This window comes from Atlantibacter sp. (assembly GCF_032062175.1).
GTDB lineage: Bacteria > Pseudomonadota > Gammaproteobacteria > Enterobacterales > Enterobacteriaceae > Atlantibacter.
The window spans coordinates 106,096-128,542 of sequence record NZ_DAMBQK010000010.1 but is presented as its reverse complement, the minus strand read 5'-3'; the positions used below and the strand labels follow the sequence as shown (position 1 = coordinate 128,542).

Annotated in this window: 19 protein-coding genes and 2 pseudogenes; 12 read left to right on the top strand and 9 right to left on the bottom strand. The window is 52.3% G+C overall.

Annotated features, from left to right (window positions below; genetic code table 11):
* Positions 1–9: 9 nt before the first annotated feature.
* The 4 genes from cheR to cheZ are packed head-to-tail and all read left to right on the top strand — an operon-like array spanning position 10 to position 2,982.
* A complete protein-coding gene (gene cheR / locus RT120_RS11585) occupies positions 10–876 on the top strand; it encodes a protein-glutamate O-methyltransferase CheR (protein ID WP_312982759.1) in 867 nt (288 codons plus the stop codon).
* On the top strand, positions 873–1,922 hold the full coding sequence (locus RT120_RS11580) for a chemotaxis response regulator protein-glutamate methylesterase (RefSeq protein ID WP_312982757.1): 1,050 nt from the start codon (positions 873–875) through the stop codon (positions 1,920–1,922). The genes cheR and RT120_RS11580 overlap by 4 nt, the downstream gene beginning before the upstream one ends.
* A 15-nt stretch (positions 1,923–1,937) precedes the next feature.
* Positions 1,938–2,327 (top strand): chemotaxis response regulator CheY, encoded by a 390-nt coding sequence (cheY, locus tag RT120_RS11575; RefSeq protein WP_024552273.1) that lies wholly within the window; start codon positions 1,938–1,940, stop codon positions 2,325–2,327.
* A 10-nt stretch (positions 2,328–2,337) separates the two neighbouring features.
* A complete protein-coding gene (cheZ, locus tag RT120_RS11570) occupies positions 2,338–2,982 on the top strand; it encodes a protein phosphatase CheZ (protein WP_312982755.1) in 645 nt (214 codons plus the stop codon).
* Positions 2,983–3,111: 129 nt separating this feature from the next.
* On the opposite strand, the gene RT120_RS11565 is transcribed toward cheZ, so the two are convergent.
* The 8 genes from RT120_RS11565 to RT120_RS11530 form a co-directional block, all read right to left on the bottom strand.
* Entirely contained in the window at positions 3,112–4,299 is a 1,188-nt protein-coding gene (locus tag RT120_RS11565) for a fimbrial protein (RefSeq protein WP_312982754.1), read from the bottom strand.
* Positions 4,296–6,836, bottom strand: coding sequence for a fimbria/pilus outer membrane usher protein (locus tag RT120_RS11560; protein WP_312982752.1), 2,541 nt, complete (start codon positions 6,834–6,836; stop codon positions 4,296–4,298). Before RT120_RS11560 ends, RT120_RS11565 begins: the two co-directional genes overlap by 4 nt.
* The gene (locus RT120_RS11555) at positions 6,833–7,525 is read right to left on the bottom strand and encodes a molecular chaperone (RefSeq protein WP_312982751.1); all 693 of its coding nucleotides are present in this window, start codon (positions 7,523–7,525) and stop codon (positions 6,833–6,835) included. Before RT120_RS11555 ends, RT120_RS11560 begins: the two co-directional genes overlap by 4 nt.
* Positions 7,526–7,634: 109 nt before the next feature.
* Positions 7,635–8,216 (bottom strand): fimbrial protein, encoded by a 582-nt coding sequence (locus tag RT120_RS11550; protein ID WP_312982750.1) that lies wholly within the window; start codon positions 8,214–8,216, stop codon positions 7,635–7,637.
* Positions 8,217–8,690: 474 nt separating this feature from the next.
* Entirely contained in the window at positions 8,691–9,656 is a 966-nt protein-coding gene (locus RT120_RS11545; protein WP_312982748.1) for an ABC transporter permease, read from the bottom strand.
* Entirely contained in the window at positions 9,653–10,633 is a 981-nt protein-coding gene (locus RT120_RS11540) for an ABC transporter permease (RefSeq protein WP_312982746.1), read from the bottom strand. Before RT120_RS11540 ends, RT120_RS11545 begins: the two co-directional genes overlap by 4 nt.
* The gene (locus RT120_RS11535) at positions 10,626–12,107 is read right to left on the bottom strand and encodes a sugar ABC transporter ATP-binding protein (protein ID WP_312982745.1); all 1,482 of its coding nucleotides are present in this window, start codon (positions 12,105–12,107) and stop codon (positions 10,626–10,628) included. The genes RT120_RS11540 and RT120_RS11535 overlap by 8 nt, the downstream gene beginning before the upstream one ends.
* Before the next feature lie 106 nt (positions 12,108–12,213).
* Positions 12,214–13,146, bottom strand: coding sequence for an autoinducer 2 ABC transporter substrate-binding protein (locus RT120_RS11530; RefSeq protein ID WP_376739496.1), 933 nt, complete (start codon positions 13,144–13,146; stop codon positions 12,214–12,216).
* An 809-nt stretch (positions 13,147–13,955) separates the two neighbouring features.
* Between RT120_RS11530 and RT120_RS11525 the strand changes: the two are divergent.
* The 8 genes and pseudogenes from RT120_RS11525 (at position 13,956) to RT120_RS11490 (ending at position 22,086) form a co-directional block, all read left to right on the top strand.
* Positions 13,956–14,446: pseudogene (locus RT120_RS11525) on the top strand (Hcp family type VI secretion system effector).
* 10 nt (positions 14,447–14,456) lie between these two features.
* A pseudogene (locus RT120_RS11520) lies at positions 14,457–14,809 on the top strand (tlde1 domain-containing protein).
* Entirely contained in the window at positions 14,806–15,240 is a 435-nt protein-coding gene (locus tag RT120_RS11515; protein WP_312982744.1) for a hypothetical protein, read from the top strand. The pseudogene RT120_RS11520 and the gene RT120_RS11515 overlap by 4 nt, the downstream one beginning before the upstream one ends.
* A 245-nt stretch (positions 15,241–15,485) precedes the next feature.
* Positions 15,486–16,637, top strand: coding sequence for a flagellar biosynthesis protein FlhB (gene flhB / locus RT120_RS11510; RefSeq protein WP_312982742.1), 1,152 nt, complete (start codon positions 15,486–15,488; stop codon positions 16,635–16,637).
* Positions 16,630–18,708, top strand: a complete 2,079-nt coding sequence (gene flhA / locus RT120_RS11505) for a flagellar biosynthesis protein FlhA (protein WP_312982740.1) — start codon at positions 16,630–16,632, stop codon at positions 18,706–18,708. The genes flhB and flhA overlap by 8 nt, the downstream gene beginning before the upstream one ends.
* The gene (locus RT120_RS11500; RefSeq protein WP_312982739.1) at positions 18,708–19,100 is read left to right on the top strand and encodes a flagellar protein FlhE; all 393 of its coding nucleotides are present in this window, start codon (positions 18,708–18,710) and stop codon (positions 19,098–19,100) included. The genes flhA and RT120_RS11500 overlap by 1 nt, the downstream gene beginning before the upstream one ends.
* 279 nt (positions 19,101–19,379) lie before the next feature.
* Positions 19,380–20,942 carry an MFS transporter gene (locus RT120_RS11495; RefSeq protein ID WP_312982738.1) on the top strand — a complete coding sequence of 521 codons (1,563 nt, stop codon included), beginning with the start codon at positions 19,380–19,382 and terminating at the stop codon, positions 20,940–20,942.
* A gap of 4 nt (positions 20,943–20,946) precedes the next feature.
* Entirely contained in the window at positions 20,947–22,086 is a 1,140-nt protein-coding gene (locus RT120_RS11490; RefSeq protein ID WP_312982736.1) for a glycoside hydrolase family 88 protein, read from the top strand.
* 48 nt (positions 22,087–22,134) lie between these two features.
* Here the strand turns inward: RT120_RS11490 and RT120_RS11485 are convergent, their stop codons facing one another.
* Positions 22,135–22,446, bottom strand: coding sequence for a PTS lactose/cellobiose transporter subunit IIA (locus RT120_RS11485; RefSeq protein WP_312982735.1), 312 nt, complete (start codon positions 22,444–22,446; stop codon positions 22,135–22,137).
* Position 22,447: the final 1 nt, after the last annotated feature.

Sequence of the window (22,447 nt, the reverse complement as noted above, 5' to 3'; positions counted from 1 at the left end):
GAAGGCGCTATGACATCATCACTGCCCAATGGGCAAACGTCATTACTGTTTCAGATGACCCAGCGCCTCGCGCTATCCGACGCGCATTTTCGTCGGATATGCCAACTGATTTATCAGCGCGCCGGGATTGTATTGGCTGAGCATAAAAGGGACATGGTTTATAACCGGCTGGTTCGCCGGTTACGTACCCTGGGTCTCGACGATTTTGGTCGCTATCTGAGTATGCTGGAAGCGAACCCGAACAGCGCAGAATGGCAGGCTTTTGTTAACTCATTGACCACCAACCTGACGGCTTTTTTCCGCGAGGCGCACCATTTTCCGGTGCTGGCCGAACACGCGCGAAAACGCAGCGGGGAGTACCGGGTATGGAGCGCCGCCGCCTCGACGGGGGAGGAACCGTACTCCATCGCCATCACGCTCGCTGACGCGCTGGGCATCGCCCCGGGGCGTTTTAACGTGTTCGCCAGTGACATCGACACCGAAGTGCTGCAAAAGGCGCAAAGCGCCATTTACCGCCAGGAGGAGCTTAAGACCCTCTCTCCACAGCAGTTGCAACGCTACTTTATGCGCGGCACCGGTCCCCATGAAGGGCTGGTGCGGGTGCGCAGCGAACTCGGCAACGCCGTTGAGTTCGCTGCTATGAATTTGTTGGATAAGCAGTACAACGTACCCGGCCCGTTTGACGCAATCTTTTGCCGCAACGTGATGATTTATTTCGATAAAGAAACACAGCAGGCGATCCTCAAGCGTTTTGTGCCGTTACTCAAACCTGGGGGGTTATTGTTCGCCGGGCATTCAGAGAATTTCAGTAATCTCAGCCGCGATTTCTGGCTCCGTGGCCAGACGGTTTACGCGCTGAGTAAGGAAAGACAATGAGTAAAATCAAGGTGCTGTCTGTAGATGACTCGGCGTTGATGCGTCAAATCATGACGGAAATCATCAACAGTCACAGCGATATGGAAATGGTGGCGACGGCGCCCGACCCCTTAGTGGCCCGGGATTTAATCAAAAAATACAACCCTGATGTGCTGACGCTGGATGTGGAAATGCCGCGCATGGATGGGCTGGATTTTCTGGAAAAACTGATGCGCCTGCGGCCGATGCCGGTGGTGATGGTCTCTTCCCTGACCGGCAAAGGCTCGGAGGTGACCCTGCGCGCCCTGGAGTTGGGCGCAGTGGATTTTGTCACCAAACCGCAGTTGGGCATCCGTGAAGGAATGCTGGCGTACAGCGAAATGATCGCCGAGAAAGTACGCACCGCGGCGCGCGCACAAGTCGCGACCCGCGCCCAGCAGGCGGTGCCCGCGACGCTGAAAGCTGGCCCGATGCTCAGTTCCGAAAAACTGATTGTTATCGGCGCGTCCACCGGCGGCACTGAGGCGATCCGCCACGTGCTGCAACCGCTGCCGCTCTCCTCCCCAGCGGTGCTGATTACCCAGCATATGCCACCCGGATTCACCCGTTCTTTCGCCGAACGCCTGAATAAGCTATGCCAGATCAGCGTGAAGGAAGCCGAAGACGGTGAACGTGTTTTGCCAGGCCATGCCTATATCGCGCCGGGCGATCGTCATATGGAACTGTCGCGCAGCGGGGCGAACTATCAAATTAAAATTCACGACGGCCCGGCGGTGAACCGCCATCGTCCGGCTGTGGATGTGCTGTTTCATTCCGTCGCCAAATATGCGGGGCGCAACGCGGTTGGGGTGATCCTCACCGGGATGGGCAACGACGGTGCGGCGGGAATGTTGGCGATGCATCAGGCGGGTGCCTGGAACATCGCCCAGAACGAAGCAAGTTGTGTGGTGTTCGGCATGCCGCGCGAGGCCATCAATATGGGTGGCGTCAGCGAAGTCGTCGATCTAAGCCAGGTCAGCCAGCAGATGCTGGCGAAAATCAGTGCCGGACAGGCAATACGTATTTAATTAAGGAGTATTTTGATGGCGGATAAAGAGCTGAAGTTTCTGGTTGTGGATGACTTTTCCACCATGCGTCGCATTGTGCGCAACCTTCTGAAAGAACTGGGCTTTAATAACGTAGAAGAAGCAGAAGACGGCGTTGATGCGCTGAATAAACTGCAGGCGGGCGGGTTTGGTTTTGTGATCTCCGACTGGAACATGCCGAACATGGATGGTCTGGAATTGCTGAAAACTATCCGCGCCGACGGCGCAATGGCAGCGATGCCGGTGCTGATGGTGACGGCGGAAGCCAAGAAAGAGAACATCATTGCGGCAGCGCAGGCGGGGGCCAGCGGCTACGTGGTGAAACCGTTCACGGCGGCGACTCTGGAAGAGAAACTGAACAAAATCTTCGAGAAACTCGGAATGTAAGGAGCTCCTGATGCTGCAACCTGCAATAAAACCCAGTGAAGAACATTCCGCCGCCGATATTATCGCCCGCATAGGCAGCTTAACGCGCATGCTGCGCGATAGCCTGCGTGAGCTGGGGCTGGATCAGGCGATTGCCGAAGCCGCGGAAGCGATCCCGGATGCCCGCGATCGTCTCGATTATGTAGTGCAAATGACCGCCCAGGCGGCGGAGCGCGCGCTGAACAGCGTTGAGGCGTCTCAGCCGCACCAGGAAGAGCTGGAGAAGGGCGCAAAAGCGTTGAGCAAACGCTGGGACGACTGGTTTGAAAATCCTATCGAACTGAGCGACGCCCGCGAGCTGGTGACCGACACCCGTCAGTATCTGTCTGATGTGCCGGGGCATACCAGTTACACCAACGCCCAGTTACTGGAAATTATGATGGCGCAGGATTTCCAGGATCTGACCGGTCAGGTGATCAAACGCATGATGGACGTGATTCAGGAAATTGAACGGCAGTTGCTGATGGTGCTGCTGGAAAATATGCCGGAACCGGGAACCCGTGCGAAACGTGAAAACGACAGCCTGCTCAACGGCCCGCAGGTGGATACCACTAAAGCGGGCGTGGTGGCGAGCCAGGATCAGGTCGATGACTTGCTGGACAGCTTAGGGTTTTGATGTGAAACCGCCTGTTGCCGGAGTACGGCAACAGGCGGGGAAGGGGCGTCCTTCACTTAACAGGAGTAGGAATTTTCAGGCTCCAGCCGATAAATAAAAATAGACAACGAATGCCGCCTTAACCTGCTACTAACGTAAGTCCATTTTCACTGTGATATACCCTTCAAACTTTCCAGCTGTTGGCGTTTGATCGGTTGTACTGACCGGCGTGGCGGTCATAGCAACATGTCCGTTCCCATCCTGGTCAATGACTACAGGAATATCTACTGAACCGTCGAGCGTGACATCTTTGTCGTCTGCATAAAACATCCGTACGCCTATATCGTTACGGTCCACCATTTTTGCAATTAATCCTTTACTACCCGAAGCCACACCCTGATCTGCCGTCAGGGTCATTTTTACGGTATCGCTGCTGCTACGTAGCGGGTCATTGTCACAATGGTAAGAAATATCCACCTTCTGCGGCGAATACCCAGAAGGTTTTTGTCCTTTGCCGGAAAATTGTTTAGCTGCTATTACCCCCAGGCTTACTTCAATCGTGCTACCTGCATTAATCGTGCAGCTCAACGGGGCAGAAAGTGTGCCGCTTAGGTAGATATCGGAAACATGTTCGCCCATGTCGCGTGTGCACGGCGAGGATGAACCAAATGACAGGCAACTGTAATTCTGAACAACCACAATAGGGGGAATAACTACCTCGCCCACAATTGTTTTTTTTACTTTTAGAGTAAATGCCATCACATTCCATTTAAATCGCCTTTTAGTATCCGTGGCACCAGAAGGTCGAGTTCCATCACGACACACGCTGGCTTTCTGCTCTGAATTGGCGACAGAATTGTATTTAGTTTCCCGTGCTGAAACAGGGGTGGGATAAACATTTATTGTCATACCGGGCAAACCTGCGCCATCCTGATGATCAATGGCATCAGTGTAAGCTGTAACATCAATATCCATGTAATCGTTTAAATAGCCGTAACCTTCCTCGCTACCTGCCAGTAATGGGCTACCAGCAAAACTGGTTTCATATACCGTAGATGACTTGGTTAGCGTAGCCTGGGAGCAATCACAATTTGCTTCTAATTCCGCGCCGCTGGCAACTATATGTCCGGAGTAATTGAGTATTTTACCTGCAATATTTTCATCATTAGTTAATTCATGATCTCCATTTGCGGTATAAGATTCGGGATGAGAAAAGCAAGCAGGAATAACTCCCGCTGCGGAAAGGGCCGAAAATGAAAGCACCTGTGCAAAAACTAATAGTGCAACCTTTAAGAATGTAGAATTCACTAATTTGCATTTAGAAGGTTTAATTATCATTGCTGGGTTTCCGATAGACAAAGCGCAGTCGTATTACGAATACCATTCAGACTACGTGCTTGTTTTTGTGGGGAAAAAGTAATGATGGCGTGGCATTGCTGATTTGCTGAACTACCCCATTGTACGGTTATCGGTGTGTTATCGGCTATGCCCGCGAGATATAACATGCCCGTGTCATCAACAATTCCACTTTGCGGTTGAAGATCAACGGTCGCCATTGCACCAAACGGTACGGTTTGGCCTTGAGGTCGTGTTAGCATTATTAACGCACGGTAGCCAACGTGAGCATCAATATGAGCAGCGACGGCCGCATTACGACTGGGGACCACCGTTAATGCTGTGTCATTGGTATCCACATCCTCTGGCAATGTCGTTGTATCAACATTGATAGTATTTTCCTGGTATGCCTCAAGGGAAGGAATAATCGCGTTACCAAACAAGTCAGTTTGCACACCGCGCTGATTCATAAAGCGCACGCCAGAGGCACCATTGGCATTGACGATTGCAAATTCATCGCCTAGCGGTTGCGCAAGCGTAATGCCTTGAGGGTGAGCAACAATCGCACCGCTAATTCCATAACTAAACTGTTGGGAGTGATCCGAGGCATAGTAATAACCTGCATTCATATTGGCGTATTGCGAACGATAACTGCCATAAATACTGCTATTGTCTTCACCATCATGGTTAGTGAATCCTTTACGTAGCGAGTAACTTAAACGGTGATCGTCAAGCATTGAACCCGTAAGATCCACATTCTGGCTGGTATACCCGTCTTTGCTTGCGCTAGTGGAAAAAATGACGGAACCACCCGGCAACCACTTGCTTAGCGGTATGCTCAATCCAAAGGAAATAACCCTGTCATTTTGGTCATTGCTGGTTTTGCTGTAGCTATAGTCAAGATGATAGCTAATGCCTGAGACAACGCTGCTTAGTCCTACCGCAAGCCCGTACTCTTTATTTTCGGTATCCCAATAATCCTGCTGATAACCATTAAGGTACAGGCTACTACCTAAAACAGTTTGACTGAGATTAGCCTGAATTCTGTTGCGTTTGTTGTATTGGAAGGACCAATCGATTTCATCATCGCTGTCATATTTCCGGTTTGCATCCGCAAAACTATAGTATCCGCGAGTAGAGTAGCGATAGCTCGCCAGAGAATATGACGTATCTGTCGTTTCAATCGAACCTGAATAAACAAGACGCCATGATTGACCTGTGCTCTGTTTTTCATTGTCAAGAGTTGCTCGTGCTGATGTGACATCGGCGGAAAGGGAACCAAAACTACCGAGTGCAATACCGGCACCGACGTTGGAGGAGAGATAATTTTCCGAACCGGTCACCCCACCGTACATCGTAACGAGATTATTCAGGCCATATACTGAACTTACCTGAATGAAAAGGGGTTCATTATCGTGCTGGCTACTGTCGGCGCGATAACGACCCGCGGTGAGCTCATAATTAATCCGTCCAGGCCGTTGCATAATGGCCACACTTGAATAAGGTTGAGTAAAGTGGCGTTCGGTGCCATCCGCTTCTTTAATCGTGACCTCTAAATCACCGTTGTTAGTGGTGGACATAATGTCATGTATTTCGAATGCACCTGGCGCAACGGTTGACTGATAAATGAGATAGCCATTTTGTCGTACTGAGATTTCAGCATTCGAGTTAGCAATACCCCGAATTACTGGGGCGAAACCGCGCTGACTGTAAGGAAGCATCTGATTATCAGATGCGATATTGATGCCGCTGTATTGAATACTGTCGAACACTTGGCCACGAGTGCTATTTTCTCCGGCGATAAATTGGGCTTTAAGGGTATTTATATCGTGTTGGATCCAGGTATTAATTGCCTGCCATGACCGATCGTCACCGGACTGGTTCCAGGTTGAATAACTACGCATCCTCCATCCGCCCAGGTTTATGCCGCTATCAAGATTAAGATAGTGGCTTTGAGACGTCTGATGAGAAGGTTCCTGACGCTGTAATCCAGAATAACTGTAATTGGCAAACATTACAGATACGCCGTCATCCCAACGGGAAGGATCAATACTGTCTCTGGCATCCTTGTCAATATTGACCTGCGGAATACTGAGATTCAGCGTCATGTTATTAAAGTCAAAGATAGTGCTAGCAGATGGGAAAAAATGGCCGAGAGGTTTAGTGAGTGGTTGATTATCAGACAAGGCGGCTATTTCAGCATTTGCATCAACTTTTATACCCCACGTCCGTAGCATCGACTTGGTTAACTGAGGAATGAGTCTTCCATCACTGCCGTTAAAATAGGCAATGGGCGCTTCGTCAATTTTTTTTTGGTTAAGCACCACCGTCGATTTATAAACCCCCGGTAATTGTGCATTATTTTTAGAGAAGATAGATAGGTCAACGTTCTGCTGCGTAAGGTTTTCGCCTTCAAGCGCCGTCGCATTGAAATAAAACTCTCTGGCGAAAATGTGACCCGATAACCCTATTAGCACACTGCACAGGCAGCGTACCAGGGTAATCGGGCTGATGTTTGGATATAGAGAATGAGCTTTCATTGCATTGGAAGCGTTGCAGTGAACTTATTGGAAGTGCTTCCGTAATCCGTAATGCATCTCCAGGTGACTATTTGGCCAGACGTTTTGCCTTGCAGCGAAAATGTTGCTGTCGATTGAGGTGCAATTATTTCGGCGTCCTTAATACGGGTTGTGCCCACAGAAAGGTTATCTAACACCGTGTGATAAGCACTCTCATTACTTACCGATAATGATGTGCCACTGCGACTGAACCGCAGGTTTTTACACGCTTCATCCGAAGAACCGTCAAGCCCATGCGGACGCCAGAACAATTTCAACCGGGTCTTATAGGTTAATCTCAGGACGTTGGTTTGATTGCTGTCTTTATCTGTCCCTGGAATAGTGCGCACATTCATATAAAATAGTGATTCTTTATCCTCAGGGAGTGGGGTACCGTTCCATGTGATGCGCAAGCTTTGCTCTTTTTGCGGATCAAGACGAAACAGTGGCGGGGTGATAATAAATGGCCCTCGCGTCTTACCATCTCCCGTGTCGGTCCATGACTGGATCAGCCAAGGCAAATCCTGTTGATTATTTTTAATCGGTAGTGCGACTTCTTTTTTGTCCGCGTAATAGATAATACGTGTGCGGCCAATGTTAATGCCACCGGCATACCCGTGCTGAATAAATACAGAAGAGATACAGAGAACTGCTAACGCACTTTTATTCATATTATAACCTGTAATAACGGGTGCTAGTTATAGGATTGCAGGTGAATGACGTTTGGACTTCCTAAAAAATAAAATGACACTGTCTTTTAATACACAACGAGATAGGGAGTTATTTATAAACGATATTAAGACTCAGATCGGCATCCGCTGGCCCGGCAGTAACCGTCGGAGAAAAGGACACATAACGCGCGTTCAGGTATACCTGAACGGTATCTTCCTTTAATGGCATGAGTTCTAAGGGAACCTGATCTTCCGCTCCATCAAATGAAATTAATGTATCGTCATGATCTTTTACGCTTAATGCAATGCCTACTCCCGTGGCAGCTGTTGTGCCATCCGTAGTAATCTTACTGACATCCAGCAAGGTCTTACTGCCAGTTAATGTTGTCACACCACTGAAGGTAAGATCAGCTTGTATACCAGTATCATTGGTTGGGCAGTTGACGAGGTCGATTGTAAATTCGGTCAATTTTGAATGATCGCCTACTTGTTGAAATTGAGCAGTAGGAACCTGGCCAAGTGGCACGTTGATATCTGATCCTCCATCAATTTCACATGCGGCTTCGATGACTTCTCCGGTAAAATGTATTTTGCCCATATTCAAGTCTGATTTCAGACCCCCTGCATATCCATTTGCAGCACACGCGCTAAGCATTATTACTGCGGCAAACTTACTTTTAAAGCATTCCATAGTTTCACCTTAAATTATCTTAACAACTTTAGCCTTAGGTAAAGTGTTATAGCTCCATGTATGCGGGTATTTTTAGATTACATCGCGCTGAGATTGTATATCTGTAGAAAAATAATTGCCAATATTAAGCCTCCGGGTATTTCACTCATAACAAAATGATATCCTCGTTATTTATTAGTTATTCAACTATTATTAAATCGGGAAATATAATTGCTTGAGTGATTGTTAAAATTTTGTGTGGCTGTGATTGAATTTGGTTGTATTTATAACGACATATATTAGCGCATTTGTTACAGTAAGAATGAAAAGCTTATGGTTTAGTATCTTTAAATACAATAAACTTCTGTATGTAACGTTATTTGTTCCAAAATGTTTCATTAGATGAATGATTAATTAAAAAATACTGGAAGGGAATTTTAAGAATATGGCAAAGGTTATTACACCTTTGCCATTTAAATCCATTAAGGGAAGTTGTTATGATCTTATAAAAGGCAGAGAAAAATGCACCCCTTTCAAAAAGATAAACGCCAGCAGCAGCCCGCCCCACAGGGCCATGGTGATATAACTGCTCACCCCGAGGATATTCAGCCCGCTCTCCAGCATTTGTAGCAGGATGAGCGCCATCACCATCCCAAATACCTTGCCGAATCCGCCGTCAGGATTAATCCCGCCCAGCACCGCCGCCAGAATCGAAACCAGCAGGTAAGACTCGCCGTACGAGGCTTTCGCCGAGTTCAATTTCGACATCATCAGCAGCCCGGCAATCACGCACAGGACCGAGGAGAGGATATACACCCAGATTAGCGTCTTACGGGTGTTAATCCCGGAATAGTGGCTAGCCTGCTCGTTGGAGCCAATCAGGTAGATGGTTCGTCCGAAAGCGGATTTCTCAAGGATAATCCACAACACAATGACCACGGCAATAAACACCAGCAGCGGCGTAGGGATACCCAGTACGCTGGAGCTGTTGATCGACAGAATATAGTCCGGGAAGTGGGTAATCGACGAACCGCGAGAAATGACGATATTAATCCCGTTAAGTAATGTCATAATCCCCAGCGTCGCCAGGATGGGCGAAACACGCACCACGGCAATCAGCATGCCGTTGATAAAACCAATCACCAGCGCGGTGGCAAAACCGGATACCAGCACCAGCACCACGGCAAATGCGCCTGGCGGGTAGTGGGTCGCCACCCATGCCATGATCAGCGCACAGGCGTTCATGGTGGCGATAATCGACAGGTTAATCCCGCCGGTCAGCATGGTGACCGCCATCGCCAGCGCCAGCACGCCGAGGATGGGCATTTGCGAGGCGATAGACTGGAAGTTAGCTGCCGACCAGAACACATTCGGGATCAAGAAGCTGAACGCCAGCACGGTCACGCCAATCAGCACGCTCAGGTAAATTTCAACATTATCTTTAATTTTGCGATTGCTCATAGCGCGACTCCCTGGGTTTTACGCTGGCCCCACGCGGTGGTGCTGATACTGATCACAATCACCAGACCGGTGACAACCGTATGCCAGTAAGAAGAGATACCGAGCAAATTGAGGCCGTTTTGCAATACCGCCAGCAGGATCACCCCCAGCAGCGTGCCGAGTAGCGTCCCTCGCCCGCCGATAATGCTGGTGCCGCCCAGCACCACAGCGGCCAGTACCGTCAGTTCATAACCCAACAGCGAGTCGGGTGCCACGGTCAGCACGGTGGCGGATTGCACCACCCCCGCGACGCCGGACATCAGCCCCATATAGCCATACACGAACAGTTGCAGTTTAAAGATGCCAAAACCCATCCGCGATGCTGCTTCGCGGTTGCCGCCCATGGCGTAAATCATGCGCCCAATGCTGGTTTTATTCATGATGATGCCGGTAAGCGCCACCACCACAATCAGCGTCAGGATTTGCAGGCTCAGGCCATAATCGTAGCCGTCGGCAGCGGTGAATTTAAACAGCATCACCCCCTGTTCAAACCATTCCGGATAGCTGTACAGCCAGACGCCTTTGGTGAGATACAACAGCAGGCCATAGAAAATATTCAGCGTGGAAATGGTAATGATGATCGACGGGACGCTAAGCCGGTTGACCAGAATGGCGTTTACCACCCCCAGCAGCAGGCCTATGCCGCCGCTGAGCGCGAAGGCGAGGGCGAAGTTGCCGGTGGTATTCTGGATCAGCGTCACCATCACGTACTGCGAGATGATGGTCATAGCGGGAAACGAGATATCAATCCCGCCGGAAATTAACACAATAAACAGACCGCAGGCCAGAATCGTCAGCATGGCGTAGTTGTTGATTAAATCGTAAATGTTACCCAGTGTCATAAAATCGGGGCTGGCGAACGACAAGTAGCCGCCGATGATGAGGATAGTGATCCCCAAAAAGAGTTCATGCTTTTTTATGCCGAATTTATTAACCATTGACGACCTCTGCTAACTCGGCTTCCGTGGTTTTTGATGGCCAAAACTCCGCCGTCATTTCCCCTTTACGCATCACCAGGATGCGGTGACTGTTAAAAAACGCCTCGTCGATTTCATCGGTAACCATCAGAACCGCAATACCGTTCTGGGCCAGCGCGTTAATAATCTGGTAAATCCCTGCCTTGTTGGCGATATCCACCCCGACGGTAGGCGAGTCGAGGATCAGCACTTTGGGCTTGATCGCCAGCCACTTGGCGATGGCGACGCGCTGGGCATTGCCGCCTGAAAGGGTATTCACCGGATGGTGAACGCTGCCGATTTTGATGGTGAGCTGTTTGACCAGGTCTTCCACCACCGCATCGGATTTACGCCGGTCCAGCAGCCGCCATGCTGTTTTCAGCCGCGATAGCACGGTAGAGATAATGTTGTCATTGATGGATTGCGCCATCACCAGGCCCGTACCCATGCGGTCTTCAGAGACATAACCAATGCCCGCATCAATGGCTTCACGGTTGCTTTTGAAGTTGACCGGCTGGCCGTCGATCAGAATTTCGCCGCGGTCCGGGCGCGTCAGGCCAAACAGGCTCATACAAAGTTCGGTACGTCCCGCGCCCAACAGCCCGGTAATGGCCACGATTTCGCCTTTATGCACCCGCAGCGAGACGTCGTAAAACTCGTCTTCGCGGCTTAAGTGCTTAACCTCCAGCGCGACCTCGCCGAGCTGTTCGCGGGGCGTCAGGCACTGATATGAGAACGCTAACCCGGTCATCAAAAACGCGAGTTTTTTATTGTCGACCTCGGCTGCCGGATAGGTGCCGATCAGCTTGCCGTCTTTCAGCACCGTGATGCGGTCAGAAATCGCCATCACTTCCACCAGCCGGTGGCTGACGAATACCACGCAAATCTGGCGCTGTTTCAGGTCGTTGACCACTTTAAGCAGGCCTTTCACTTCCTGCATGGTCAGCGATGCGGTGGGCTCATCCATAATGATCAGCCTGGCGTCCTGCGCCAGCGCGCGACAGATAGCGACAATCTGGCGTTGGGCGATAGGTAGCGATTCAACGGTAGCGTCCAGATCCAACGTCGCGCCGATGCTTTGCAGCGTTCTTTCGGCAATCTCGCGGATCTCGCGTTGGTTCACCCAGGATTTTTTATGGTACTGATGAATAGCGATATTTTCGGCTACCGTCAGGTTGGGGAATAGCGACAGATCCTGATAAATCACCTGGATACCGGCTTTGACCGAATCGACAGGGGAGAGACGAGAAACCGGCGCGCCGTCGATTTCAATCTGCGCGCCGGGGTCGGGTTGATACACGCCGGAAATGATTTTAATCAGAGTCGATTTACCACAGCCGTTTTGTCCGGCCAGGCAATGCACTTCCCCTGGCAACAGCGTCAGCGCGACGTTATCCAGCGCCTTGACGCCGTAAAACGTTTTGCTGATGTTGGCCAGCGAAATAAAAGGCTTCATGACCACCTCATAGAGACAATTATCGCCGGGCGTGGAAACGGCCGGCGAGCAAGTAAACAGTCAGCTCCGGCGCGTCTGCGGGCAGCGCGCCGGAGTAAGGGCCTGATTAATAAAGGCTGTCGATATTGTCTTTGGTAACGCGCAGCACGTTGTGGAACTTGATAATGCGTTTGTCGGTGTCGACATCGGCTTTACCCAGTTTCGGGATATCGAGACCCTGCTTGATCTCTTCGCCTTTGATGACCTTATCGGCAACCGCCGTCAGCGCATAACCCGCGGTGGCCGGGTCGTAAGTCACGCCCATGGTGATGTCGCCGCTCTTGATAAGCGAAGCCGCCTGGGACGGGATCATCATGCCGAACACGAACACTTTGCCGCGCGCGCGTTTCTCTTTCACCGCGCGACCGGCACCGATCGGGCCCTGGGAACCGAAGGAGATCACGCCTTTCAAATCAGAGTGCGCTTTCATTAAATCGAGGGTAGTACGACGGGCATCGTCAATGTTTTCCGCCACCGGCATACGCGTGGTGACTTCGTGCATCTCCGGGTAATGCTCTTTCTGGTATTTAACGAACAGATCGGCCCACAGGTTGTGCTGAGGCACGGTCAAGCCGCCGACGTAAATCACATAGCCGCCTTTACCGCCCATGGCTTTCGCCATTTCTTCTACGTTATCCGCCGCAAATTTTTCGTTATCGATGATTTCCACGTCCCAGTTAGCGGACGGCTGCCCCGGGGATTCGTTGGTCAGCACCACAATGCCCTGGTCACGCGCTTTCTTGAACACCGGCTCCAGCACGTTGGCATCGTTAGGGACGATAGTGATAGCAGAGACTTTTTTGGCAATCAGGTCTTCGATAATTTTGACCTGCTGCGGGGCATCGGTACTGGAAGGGCCGACCTGATAGGCGTTAATGCCTAAATCTTTCCCGGCGTTGGTCACGCCTTCGCCCATACGGTTAAACCAGGGCATCCCGGCGATTTTGGAAATATTGACGACTTCCACCTCTTTCGCCATAGCGGAGGTGGCACAAACCATTAAGCCAAGCACGCTGGCGGATAATAATTGTTTTAAATTCATCTTACTCATCGAACACCTCTGAATGGTGACATAAGTTATAGGGTTAATGGTGTAAACACGTTGTGTTACAGGGGTGAGTCGCTGTTATGTGATTTCAAAGCCGAAGTGAGCCCTTCACAAAATCAAGGCGTGTAGTGGAAATAAAATGCCGGATGAGAGTTTCCCTGTGACTCATGCATTCCCTTAAGACACTTCTTAGGCGACTTAACGAATGTAGGAGTTACCGCCTGAAAAAGTTATGTGTTTTACTGTCATAGTTATGGATAAAACTGTTGCAAAATTGTTTTGCGAAGGTGATCACATTTGGGTGGGTAATTGTTGCAACGTATTGCAGGTAATGTGCTTTAGATCGGCTGTAAACCTGTTAAATCTGGGGGTTGTGGAATCGCTTTCACAAACAATACCTGTAAAAAAGTTAAATAAACGTGACGTGTGTACAATTTTCCCGTCAAATGCATATGGACAGGACTGTTATGTCGAGTGGGCAGGACTGAAGTACTGAGCAAGGGTGGACTGAAAGTAAAATCATGCAATGGAGGCGATCAGTCACTGATTCGGCAAAATCCGGGATAAATTGCTTTAGTAGAAAATTGCACAGTAAGACACTGCCTTATTTTCCCTTTTTTTTATTCTTATCAAATTAAGAAAAATTCGCTGTTGCCGTTAAAAGCGAACGGTATGTTAATTAGCCGTTGCTGTGTGCCTACAGCATTACTGGTGAATGTAACAGGCTGTTTTAATTACTGTTTTAAATAGAGTTTTAAACAATGGCAATTCCTGTGTATTTATGGCTTAAAGATGAAGGCGGAGCAGAGATCAAAGGCTCTGTCGACATCCAGGGGCGGAAGGGAGCATTGAGATAAACGGACTCAATCATGGCGTAATGCAACCTACTGATAAGCACAACGGCAAGGCAACCAGCCTTCGCGTTCATTTCCCCTTCTCATTCGACAAGGAGGTCGATGCTTCCAGTCCTTATATTTATAAGGCTGTGACCACAGGTCAGAAACTTAAATCAGCAGAGGTAAAATATTACCGTATTAACGATGCCGGTCTGGAAGAGGAATATTTTTCCACCCTCATGGAAGGCGTGAAAATTGTCAGTGTCTGCCCGATGATGATGGACATTAAAGACCCCAACTATGAGAAGCATAATCATATGGAACTGGTTGAGCTACTGTATGAAAAAATCACCTGGCGTTATGTAGACGGCAACATAATTCATTCAGATAGTTGGAACGAACGCCTAACTGCGTAAGGAGAACAATATGTGGACTTATCATCAGTCGACCGGGGAAATGTATGACGACTGCAAGCTAGTAGAGACAGGCTACTCCGGCGCACTTACCAATAAAAACAACCCCGACCGCCAGCATGTTAAGGGACTTAGTCCATTGCCACGTGGGACCTATAAAATTGCCGGCCACTCAACTTCAAAGGGACCGGTGACAATAATTCTGGAGCAAATCTCCGGGGAATCGTTTGGTCGCTCAGATTTTCGTATACATGGCGAGCGTGTTCATAGTCCGGCGGGGTTTGCTTCTGAGGGCTGTATTATTCTTTCGTTATCGACACGTCGGAAAATATTACGAGATGGGGGAATCTGGAGGTTGTCCGATGATGCGACTGACCGTACTACTGCTGGCGGGGTTGGCGCTTCCGCTATTTGCTGCCGAGATAGACTGGCCCATAGCGTTGCAAAAAGTGGCAGCAGGTGATGCGGGCTGGTTAGAGCGGACCCCGGCGCTGGCAAAAATTGCCGATGTTAAGCAGGCACAGGAGCTTGAGGATGCGCTGGCTACGGCACTGTCGAATAACCCGACCGCCGCACTACAAACCCTTCGCAGAATTGATGCTGGTAAGTGGCCGCATATGATTGGGTCCGATATCGTTTGTTCGCCACCGACCGAGAAAACACCGGCAGAGGTTGAGGTATTTTATCAGCGTACACGCCATGCACTTCTGACGACGAACGATGGCGCTCAGTGTCTCTGGATCCTTGAGGCGTCCTGGGAAGAACTGAACGCAGATAAAATCAGAAAGACCCAGTGAGATACGTTACCCGGCCAATGTTATGGCTGGGTAATCCCTCCACACGCTCTTGCTCTGGCTGATTATATTAAAAGTGTAAATCTCGCAGATCTAAGAAGTACTTTTTCTGCATCGGGCGCAGTGCATGCAATACAAGCATGACTTAATTTAAATCCTGAATTCCTCGCGTTTCCTTCCGCTTTTCCGGCGATTGAATCCGGGTGTCGTTGCGCATAATGGACGCATGACATTACGGAATCTCCATTGTGGCTGAAGATAGCGACCAGGAAAAAACAGAAGCCCCCACACCCCACCGACTTGATAAGGCGCGTGAAGAGGGGCAAATCCCCCGTTCCCGTGAACTGACCTCGCTGCTGATGCTGCTGGTGGGGATCAGCATTCTGTGGATCGGCGGGGAGCCTGTCGCCCGCAAACTGGCGGCGATGCTCACGGCTGGCCTGCATTTCGACCACAGTATTATCAACGACCCTGGACTTATCGTGAGCCAAATCAGCAGCCTGATCAAACAGGCGCTGCTGGCGCTGTTACCCCTATTGGTCGGCCTGGTGTTAGTGGCGATCGCCGCGCCCATGATGTTGGGCGGCGTGTTATTTAGCGCCAAATCCCTGGCGTTTAACCCCGGCAAACTCAACCCCATCGCCGGGATCAAACGGCTGTTTTCCTCTCAGGCGCTGGCGGAATTGGTCAAGGCGGTGTTAAAGGCGACGCTGGTAGGCAGCGTCACGGCCTGGTATCTGATGCACAACTGGCCCGAAATGCTGCGGCTGGTCAGCGAAGCGCCTGTCGCTGCTCTGAGTAATTCCCTCAATCTGGTGGCGCTGTGCGGCCTGCTGATCGTGCTGGGCCTGATCCCAATGGTTGGGTTTGACGTGTTCTGGCAAATCTATAGCCATATCAAAAAACTGCGCATGACCCGCCAGGATATCCGCGACGAATTTAAAGACCAGGAAGGCGACCCGCACGTGAAAGGGCGCATCCGCCAGCAGCAGCGCGCTGCCGCGCGCCGCCGCATGATGTCGGACGTGCCCAAAGCAGATGTGATCGTGACCAACCCCACGCACTACGCCGTGGCGCTGAAATACGACGAAAACAAAATGAGCGCGCCGAAGGTGCTGGCGAAGGGCGCAGGCCTGGTGGCGTTACGCATCCGCGAAATTGGCAATGAACACCGCATTCCGATGCTGGAAGCCCCGCCGCTGGCGCGTGCGCTGTGGCGTCACGCCGAAATCGGTCAGCAGATCCCCGGCCAACTGTATGCCGCCGTAGCGGAAGTGCTGGCCTGGGTATGGCAGCTCAAACGCTGGCGCATGGCTGGCGGACTGATCCCCAAAAAACCGCAAAACTTACCGGTGCCTGAGGCGCTGGACTTTATGAACGAGAAGGACACCGATGGCTAATCTGGTGGCGATGCTGCGCCTGCCCAGCAATTTGAAAACAACCCAATGGCAGATTCTGGCCGGGCCGGTTCTGATCATGCTGATCCTGTCGATGATGGTATTGCCGTTGCCGGCATTCGTCCTCGACCTGCTGTTTACCTTCAACATCGCACTGTCGATTATGGTGCTGCTGGTGGCGATGTTCACCCAGCGCACCCTGGAATTTGCCGCTTTCCCGACCATTCTGCTGTTCACCACCTTGCTGCGCCTGGCGCTGAACATTGCTTCCACCCGTATCATCCTGATGGACGGCCATACCGGCGGCGCGGCGGCGGGTAAAGTGGTCGAAGCCTTCGGCCACTTCCTGGTGGGTGGAAACTTCGCGGTGGGTATCGTGGTGTTTATCATCCTGGTGATCATTAACTTTATGGTTATCACCAAGGGTGCCGGGCGTATCGCAGAAGTAGGGGCGCGTTTCGTACTGGACGGGATGCCCGGTAAACAGATGGCGATCGACGCCGACTTGAACGCCGGCATTATCGGGGAAGAAGAAGCCAAAAAACGCCGTTCCGAAGTGACCCAGGAAGCCGATTTCTACGGCTCGATGGACGGTGCCAGTAAGTTCGTGCGCGGCGATGCCGTGGCGGGGCTGCTGATTATGGTGATTAACATTGTCGGTGGCCTGCTGGTTGGCGTCATTCAGCACGGCATGCCGATGGCACAGGCGGCGGAGAGCTACACGCTGCTGACTATCGGCGACGGTCTGGTCGCGCAGATCCCGGCGCTGGTGATTTCAACCGCCGCAGGCGTGATCGTGACCCGCGTCAGCACCGATCAGGATGTCGGCGAGCAGATGGTCGGCCAGTTGTTCAGCAATCCACGTGTGATGCTACTCAGCGCCGCCGTTCTGGGGCTGCTGGGGCTGGTGCCGGGCATGCCGAACCTGGTGTTCCTGCTGTTTACCGTGGCGCTGCTGGCCCTGGCCTGGTGGATGCGCGGTCGGGAAACCGCCGAAGCTCCCGCGCCGCAACAGGTTAAACAACCAGAAAATCCGCAAGCGGTGGAAGCCACCTGGAGCGACGTCCAACTGGAAGATCCGCTGGGAATGGAAGTGGGCTACCGCTTGATTCCGATGGTGGATTTCCAGCAGGACGGCGAACTGCTGGGCCGCATCCGCAGTATTCGTAAGAAATTCGCCCAGGATATGGGCTTCCTGCCGCCGGTAGTGCACATCCGCGACAATATGGATCTGCCCCCGGCGCGCTATCGCATTCTGATGAAGGGCGTGGAAATCGGCAGCGGCGACGCCTATCCGGGACGCTGGCTGGCGATCAACCCTGGCACCGCCGCAGGCACCTTGCCGGGCGAGCAAACCATCGATCCGGCTTTCGGTCTGGCGGCAATCTGGATTGAAAGCGCCCTGAAAGAACAGGCGCAGATCCAGGGCTTTACCGTGGTGGAAGCCAGTACCGTGGTGGCGACCCATCTTAACCATCTTATCGGCCAGTATGCGCCGGAGCTGTTTGGCCGTCAGGAAGCGCAGCAACTGCTTGACCGCGTAACACAGGATATGCCGAAGCTGACCGAAGATCTGGTGCCAGGCGTGATCACCCTCACTACGCTGCATAAAGTGCTGCAAAGCCTGCTGGCCGAAAAAGTGCCGATCCGCGATATGCGCACCATTATCGAAACCCTGGCGGAACATGCCCCGTTGCAGAACGATCCCCATGAACTGACCACCGTGGTGCGCGTGGCGCTGGGCCGCGCCATCACTCAGCAGTGGTTCCCAGGTAGCGGGGAAGTGCAGGTGATTGGCCTGGATACCGCGCTGGAGCGTTTGCTATTGCAGGCCTTACAAGGCGGTGGCGGGCTGGAGCCGGGGCTGGCGGATCGCCTGCTTGAGCAGGCGCAGGAAGCGTTGCAGCGCCAGGAGATGCTGGGCGCGCCGCCGGTGCTGCTGGTAAACCATGCGCTGCGCCCGCTGCTGTCGCGCTTTTTGCGCCGAACGCTGTCGCAGCTGGTGGTGCTCTCTAATATGGAATTGTCGGAGAACCGTAACATCCGCATGACGGCGATTATCGGAGGTAAATAATGCGCGTACTGGCGGGATTATTGTTACTCGCGCCGCTGTTTGCCCACGCGGCAGAAGGCGCATGGCAGAGCAGCGCGGTAGGGGCCACGCTGGGCTGGCGCGGCCAGGCGGTCTCATCACCGCCGCTGGCTCCTTCGCAGCCGGTATCCGGTTTAATGACGCTGGTCGCCTGGCGCTATGAACTTACTGGCCCAACGCCTGCTGGATTGCAGGTGCGGTTGTGCAGTGCAAACCACTGTGTGCCGATTGAAGGGCAGAGCGGGACAACCCAGGGTTTCGCAAACATCGCCGCCAGCGAACCCTTGCGCTTTATCTGGGAAGTCCCCGGTGGCGGTAAACTGTTCCCGGTATTGCGAGTGCGATCCAACCAGGTGATCGTCAATTATCGTTAAGGGCATTCTTCCCCAAATCATGTAAAACCCGCCCAGGCGGGTTTTATTTTTCTCTGTCCATTTCAATACACTTGTCCGATAAAAACGAACCATTGTTTCACAAAAACGCGATGTAAACGGGCGTTCTTCACGTCATTGCCACCTTTTGTAAAATCGTGGCGAAAACACAAAGGTTTCCCACCGGCGCTGATTTTACTTTAGGCATGAAAGATTTCATGCAGACCCCTCACCGGGCCGTGACTTGCAATCTCCCTTATTCCTTGTAACGGGTTGACGGCAATGACAAAACGTAAAATTGGACTGGCAAATTATCTGGCTTATGGCTCAGGCGATTTCCTGGGAGCAGGGACCACCGCGCTCACCGCCGCCTGGCTGCTGTACTTCTATACCACCTTCTGTGGGCTGACGCCGGTTGAGGCGACGTTTATCTTCGCAATGGCAAGAGTGCTGGATGCGGTGGTCAGCCCATTAATGGGCTTTTTAACCGATAATTTCGGCTCGACCTGGCTCGGCAAATGCTTTGGACGACGTAAGTTCTTTATCCTGCTGGGTATCCCGCTGGTGTTTAGCTACACCTTTATGTGGGTGGGCGGCATGGGCTACGGGTATTACCTGGTGACCTACCTGATCTTCGACGTGGTTTACACCATGATCCTGGTGCCGTATGAAACGCTGGTGCCGGAAATGACCGATGACTTCAAACAGAAAACCAAGTTTTCCGGCGCGCGCATCTCGATGGCACAACTCTCGGCAATCCTCGCCGCCTTCCTGCCGGGTATTCTGTTAACTATCTTCGGTAAGGACAACGCCATCTCCTTTTTCTACGCCAGCGTGGTATTCGCCACCCTGTGCGCCATCGTACTGACTCTGGTGTGGTGCTTTACCTGGGAACGGCCGCGCTCGGAGTGGACCGAAGCGGCGCTGCGCGCGGAGCAGGAAAAGAAAAGCCTGACGTTCCTGCAAAGCATGAAGCGGCTGAATATCGAATTAACCTCAACGCTGCGGATTAAAATTTTCCGCCAGCATCTGGGGATGTATCTGGGAGGGTACATCGCCCAGGACGTGTTCAACGCCGTGTTTACGTATTACGTGGTGTTTGTATTGATGCAGAGCGCATCGCTGGCCTCCAGTCTGATGGGCGCGATGGCGATCATGCAGTTTATCGCGGTGATCGCCATGATCCCGCTGTGCATCAAGTTTGGCCCGGCACCGTCTTACCGGGTGGTGGTAGTGCTGTTCGGCCTGAGCGCCATTTCCTACGGCGTGCTGTGGTATGCGGGGTTAAGCGATGTGTTTGCGCTGCTGTTACTGGTATCCGGCGTCGCCGGGCTGGGGCGTGGCGGCATCAACTATGTGCCGTGGAATACCTACACCTATATCGCCGATGTGGATGAAGTGATCACCGGGCAGCGGCGCGAAGGGATTTTCGCCGGGATTATGACCCTGACCCGCAAGGCATCGCAGGCGGGGGCGGTAATGCTGGTGGGGATCGTGATGCAGATGTCCGGCTTTGTCTCCGGCCAGACGACCCAGCCGCCCGCCGTTAGCCAGACTATCCTGCTGATTTTGAGTGTCGGCACGGTGATTGTGCTGGCCTGCGGTTTCGTGATTTCCCTGCGCTTCAAACTCAATCTGCACACCCACAGCGTACTGCGTGAAGAAACCGCGAAAATGCGCCTTGCCAATCGCCCGGTGCCGGAAGCCATTACCCCACAGGCGCGTACAACCATCGAAATGCTGGCGGGTATGCCGTATGAGGCGCTGTGGGGCAATAACGACATCGGCTATCTGAACCGTAACAAATCCGCCGCTGCGCGAACTCTGACTTCCCAACAAGGTTAAGCGAATGATTATTTATCCTGTAAAACACAGCCCGCTGCTGCGCCAGCCCGAGCGCATCATTTCCCGCGAGGAGCTGAAAGCCCTGATCCATAAAGTGACCGATAACCTGATTCATATTCACGATGAGACCGGCCAGTTTTTGCTGCGACTGGATGACGGGCGGGTTATTGATACCAAAGGCTGGGCAGGCTGGGAGTGGACGCATGGCATCGGGCTATACGGTATCTGGCAGTATTACCACCAGACCGGCGATGCGGGGATGTGCCAGATTATCGACGCCTGGTTTGCCGACCGCTTCGCCGAAGGAGCAACCACCAAAAACGTGAATACCATGGCCCCGTTTTTGACGCTGGCTTACCGCTATGAGGAAACGCGCAACCCGGAACTTCTCCCCTGGCTGGAAACCTGGGCCGAGTGGGCGATGTACCAGATGCCGCGTACCGATTATGGCGGCATGCAGCACATCACCCTCGCCGAGGAGAATCATCAGCAGATGTGGGATGACACCCTGATGATGACCGTCCTGCCGCTGGTTAAAATCGGCAAATTGCTCAACCGGCCCGAATACGTCGAAGAGGCCACTTATCAGTTCCTGCTGCATGTGCAGAACCTGATGGATCGCGAAACCGGGCTGTGGTTCCACGGCTGGAATTACCAGGGGCGGCATAATTTTGCCCATGCGCGCTGGGCGCGCGGCAATAGCTGGCTGACCATTGTGATCCCCGATTTTCTCGAACTGGTCGATCTGCCAGATAATAATGCGGTGCGCCGTTATCTGGTGCAGGTGCTGGAAAACCAGGTGGCAGCGCTGGCGAAATGCCAGGATGAAAGTGGCCTGTGGCATACCCTGCTGGACGATCCGCATTCGTATACTGAAGCCTCTGCCACGGCGGGTTTTGCCTACGGGATCCTCAAGGGGGTGCGGCAACGCTATCTGCCGAAGCGCTATGCCGAGGTGGCGGAAAACGCGATTGCCGGGATCGTCGGGCATATCTCCCACGACGGTGAGCTTCAACAGGTGTCGTTTGGTACCGGCATGGGGCACGATCTGGCGTTTTATCGCAATATCCCACAGACCTCGATGCCGTATGGGCAGGCGATGGCGATACTCTGCCTGACGGAATATTTACGGACCTATTACTAAGGCAATAACAGCCGGGCCTGACAGCATCAGGCCCGGCGCGCGATACGCTTACGCCGCCATTTTTTGGTGTAAGGCGATAATTTCCTGGCCCAGTTCCATCAGCATGATGGCATTCATTAAATGATCCTGGGCATGCACCATCACCAGATGCACCGGGATCTTCCCGCTGCCTTCATCCATTTCAATCAGCCGGGTTTGCACGTGATGCGCCGATGACAGCGCTTCCTGGGCCTGGTGCATCATGTCTTGTGCCTGGGCAAAGTCCTGCTGCTCGCGGGCACAGCGGATCGCCTGGAAAACCAGACTACGGGCATAGCCGGAGTTGGCAATCAGTTCCATCACCTCATTTTCAAGATCCATG